Source organism: Micromonospora sp. 4G55 (assembly GCF_016803375.1).
Genome location: NZ_JAEVHN010000545.1, coordinates 1 through 4227 on the forward strand (window position 1 = coordinate 1; position 4227 = coordinate 4227).

Consider the following 4227-nt stretch of genomic DNA (forward strand, 5'->3'; position numbering starts at 1 on the left):
CCGGTGCCGGCTCGGCCGGCGGCGGCTCCTCGACGATGACGTGCGCGTTGGTGCCGCTGACCCCGAAGGAGGAGATGCCGGCGCGGCGCGGAGCGCCGTCGGCGGGCCACGGCCGGGCCTCGGTGAGCAGTCGCACGGTGCCGGCGGACCAGTCGACGTGCGGGGTCGGTGCGTCCACGCCGAGGGTGCGGGGCAGGGTGCCGTGCCGCATCGCCATCAGCACCTTGATCAGCCCGGCGGCCCCGGCGGCGGCCTGGGCGTGGCCGAGGTTGGACTTGATCGAGCCGAGCCAGAGCGGGGCGTCGGCCCGGTGCGCCCGCCCGTACGTGGCGATCAGGGCCTGCGCCTCGATCGGGTCGCCGAGGGTGGTGGCGGTGCCGTGCGCCTCCACCGTGTCCACCTCGGCGGGGGTGAGCCCGGCGTCGGCCAGCGCCTGCCGGATGACCCGCTGCTGGGCTCGGCCGTTCGGGGCGGTCAGGCCGTTGCTGGCGCCGTCGGAGTTGATCGCGGTGCCGCGGATGACGCCAAGCACGGGGTGGCCGTGGCGGCGAGCGTCGGAGAGTCGTTCGAGGACGAAGATGCCGACGCCCTCGGCCCAGGCGGTGCCGTCGGCGGCGGCGGCGAAGGGGCGGCAGACGCCGTCCGGGGAGAGCCCGCGCTGGCGGCTGAACGAGGTGAACGCGCCGGGGTTGACCAGGACCGACGCCGCGCCGGTCAGCGCCAGGGTGCACTCGCCGCGTTGCAGCGAGCGGACGGCCAGGTGCAACGCGACCAGCGAGCCCGAGCAGGCGGTGTCGACGGTCAGCGTGGGCCCCTCCGTGCCCAGCACGTACGCCAGCCGGCCGGACACGACGCTGGGCGAGTTGCCGGTCATCAGGTAGCCGTCGAGGCCGTCCGGGGCCTCGTGCAGCCGCATGCCGTAGTCCTGCGGGTCGGCGCCGATGAAGACGCCGGAGCGGCTGCTGCGCAGCGACTGCGGGTCGATGCCGGCCCGTTCCAGGGCCTCCCAGGCGGTCTCCAGCACCAGCCGTTGCTGCGGCTCCATGGCGCTGGCCTCGCGGGGGCTGATGCCGAAGAACTCGGCGTCGAAGCCGGCGGCGTCGTCGAGGAAGCCGCCGTGCCGCACGTACGTGGTGCCGGGGTGGTCCGGGTCGGGGTGGTAGAGCCGGTCGAGGTCCCAGCCCCGGTCGGTGGGGAAGCCGGTGACCACGGTGCCTTCGTCGGCGACCAGGGCCCACAGCCGGTCCGGGGAGTCCACCCCGCCCGGGTAGCGGCAGCCGATGCCGACCACGGCGATCGGCTCCTCCTCGGCCGGCGGGCCGGTCGGGGCCGACTCGGCGGGGTCCGCACCCTCGCCCAGCAGCAGGGTGCGCAGGTGGTCGGCGAGGGCGACCGCGGTCGGGTGGTCGAAGCCGACGGTGGGTGGCAGGGTCAGGCCGGTGGCGGCGGTGAGCTGCCGTTGCAGCTGCACCAGTCCGAGCGAGTCCAGGCCCTGTTCGCGCAGCGGCCGGCCGGCGTCGACGGTGTCCGGCGCGTCGTCGGCGCCGATCTCCCGCAGCACGGCCGACGCCTGCGCGCGGACCAGGTCGACAAGGACGCGCGTCTGCTCCGGTCCCGGCAGGCCCGCCAGACGGGCGACCGACGCGGGGATTCCCCGGTTCTCCGTACCCTCTTCTGCCACCCGACCAGAATTACGGCGGGGCGCTGCTTTCCGAATCCCCTACCAGCCCCTACCGGTGCCGATCGGGGCCGGCCGATCAGCTTGCGGCCGCCCGGGCCAGCTGGCCGCGGTCGATCTTCCGGTTGGAGTTCAGCGGGAACTCGTCGAGGTGGGTGTACCGGCGGGGCAGCATCCCCTTCGGCAGGATCTCGGCGAGCTGCTTGGCGAGCTGGGCGGCGGGCACCGGCTCGCCGGTGTAGTAGACGACGATCTCCACCAGCCCGTCGACGGTCCGGGTGACCGCCACCGCGTCCCGTACGCCGGGGCAGCCGGCGAGCGCGTGCTCGATCTCGGCCAGCTCGATCCGCCAGCCGTTGACCTGCACCTGGGCGTCCCACCGGCCGAGGTAGATGAGTTCCCCGTTGGCCAGCCGGCGCACCCGGTCGCCGGTGCGGTACCAGCGGCGCCCGTCGTGGTCGAGGAACCGCCCCTCGTCGTCGGCCGGGTCGAGGTAGCCGGGGGTCATCTGCGGGCCGGTGACGCAGAGTTCACCCTCGTGGTCGGACAGTTCCCCGTCGGGGGTGCGCAGCAGGGCGTCGTGCCCCTCGTGCAGGCGCCCGATCGGCACCAGCCCGTTGACGCAGAGCCCCGGCGAGGTCTCCGGCGACCAGCGGTGGCCGGTGATGGTGAGGGTCAGCTCGGTGGGGCCGTAGATGTTGGCCACCGTGGACCGGTGGGCGGCAGCGTGCCAGTCGGCCACGTCCGCCGCGCGCAGCGCCTCTCCCGCGAACAGGCTCCAGCGCAGCCCCGGCATGCCGCCGGGGCGCAGGCCACCCAGCCGGCGGATCAGGGTGATCGCGCTCGGCGCGGAGAACCAGACGGTCACCGCGCGCTCGGCGAGGAAGCCGGGCAGGTCCCGATAGGCCTGCGCGGGCACCGGCTGCACGGCCGCCCCGGCTTCCCAGGCGCAGAACATGTCGAACGCCGCGCAGTCGAAGTTCAGGTCGAAGGTCTGCGAGAAGACGTCCGTGGTGTCGAAGTCGTAGTGCCGGTCCACCAGCCGGAAGTAGTGGTCGGTCATGCCGTAGGTGATCGGCACGCCCTTGGGCCGGCCGGTGGAGCCGGAGGTGAACAGCACGTAGGCCACCTGCGATGCGGTGACCGGCAGCGGCGCGTCGAGGGGCCGGTCGCCCAGCGGGATCCGCGCCGCGCCGGGCACCGCGTCGCGTCCAGGCCGGGCGCGAGCACCGGCAGCTCCAGCCCGGCGCCGGCCAGCTCGCCGAGGGTGGCCAGGCCGGCCTCGTCGGCCACCACGGCGGTCGCGCCGGAGACCTCCAGCATCCGCCGGGTCCGCGCCACCGGGAAGCCGGCGTGCAACGGTACGACCGTGGCGCCGGCGTACAGCACGGCCAGGATTCCCGCGTACGCCTCGACGCTCTTGCCGGTGAGCACCGCGACCGCCTCCGGCGGCTGGTCCCCGGCGGCGCGCAGGGCACCGGCCCGGGCCAGCGCCAGCTCGTGCAGTTCCGCGTAGCTCACGGCGCGGGATCCGACCCGCAGGGCCGTGCCGGTGGGGTTGGCCGCCAGGCCGCGAAGGAAACGCGCCGACAGGGCGGGACCGTCCACGTCTACCATCCGGTGCTCCAACAGTAAGGGGCGACAGGGGTTGTCGGCCGCACGGGCAGGTACTTGTATCGAGGTCACCGCCGACACCGGTTCCGACAGATTCGGAGTGACCCATGCTGGACGAACGGTTCGAGGGGATCCTGCGGGGTTACCTGGCCTTCCTGTCGCCGACCGACACCCTCACCGAGGACACCCCGCTGCGCGACTTCGGCCTGGACTCGATGGCCACGGTGGAGCTGATCTCCGACCTGGAGTCGACGTACCGGGTGCGGTTCGTCGACGACCTGCTGAGCCTGGAGAACTTCGCCACCCCGGGCACGATCTGGGCGAGCCTCACCGCGTTGGGCGTCACGGGCCAGGTGACCGAGGCCCGGGTCGGCCACTGACCCGTGCCGCCCGTGTGAGGCAATGCTGGTGCAGGCCCGTACCCGCGGAAACCCCTAGCGCCCCCTGACGTGCGCGGCCGCCGGCCGGCCTGTCGGTCGACGGTTTCCGCGGACCTTTGGACATACGACGGCGTCCCGACCGCTCCGGTCGGGAGCGTGGTGTGCCCGGACAGCGGAGCGCCCGCCCGGAGCACGGTCCCGGTTGCTCCAGACGGGCGCGGTCCCCTCAGCCCGCCAGTTCCTCCCAGTCCTGCCCGGCGTGGAGCAGCCCGGTGGCCCCCTCGCCACGGGACTCCGAGAGGCGCTTGCGCAGCTCGTGCTCGGCCGGCAGGTCGGTGCGCCGGGTGATGCCGAGCTTGCGGTAGACCCGCGTCAGGTGCTGCTCGACGGTGCTGACGGTGATGTACAACGTCTGGCTGATCTCCCGGTTGGTGTGCCCCAACGCGGCCAGCTTCGCCACCCGCCGCTCGGCCTCGCCTGAGCACGTGCCGGCCCTCCTTCTCCCGGTCGTGCCAGCGGCCCACCAACGCGGGCGGCTCGACCGGTCGTCCGCGC

General features: G+C 74.1%; 5 protein-coding genes. 1 reads left to right on the plus strand and 4 read right to left on the minus strand.

Translation table 11 applies throughout. The features are described 5' to 3' along the window. The 3 genes from JNW89_RS29435 to JNW89_RS37880 all read right to left on the minus strand — a co-directional run. Positions 1–1681, minus strand: a 1681-nt coding sequence (locus JNW89_RS29435) for a type I polyketide synthase (RefSeq protein ID WP_238451573.1), incomplete at its 3' end; no start/stop codon positions are given. Positions 1682–1757: 76 nt separating this feature from the next. After that, the gene (locus tag JNW89_RS29440; RefSeq protein WP_309140039.1) at positions 1758–2798 is read right to left on the minus strand and encodes an AMP-binding protein; all 1041 of its coding nucleotides are present in this window, start codon (positions 2796–2798) and stop codon (positions 1758–1760) included. Then, positions 2738–3295 carry an AMP-binding protein gene (locus tag JNW89_RS37880; protein WP_306344927.1) on the minus strand — a complete coding sequence of 186 codons (558 nt, stop codon included), beginning with the start codon at positions 3293–3295 and terminating at the stop codon, positions 2738–2740. Before JNW89_RS37880 ends, JNW89_RS29440 begins: the two co-directional genes overlap by 61 nt. A 104-nt stretch (positions 3296–3399) precedes the next feature. Here JNW89_RS37880 and JNW89_RS29445 point away from each other — a divergent pair, with 104 nt between their 5' ends. Beyond that, on the plus strand, positions 3400–3672 hold the full coding sequence (locus tag JNW89_RS29445; RefSeq protein WP_154938605.1) for an acyl carrier protein: 273 nt from the start codon (positions 3400–3402) through the stop codon (positions 3670–3672). A 226-nt stretch (positions 3673–3898) separates the two neighbouring features. Here JNW89_RS29445 and JNW89_RS29450 read toward each other — a convergent pair. Further along, positions 3899–4227 (minus strand): helix-turn-helix transcriptional regulator (locus JNW89_RS29450; RefSeq protein WP_238451574.1); only part of this gene is annotated, 329 nt, incomplete at its 5' end.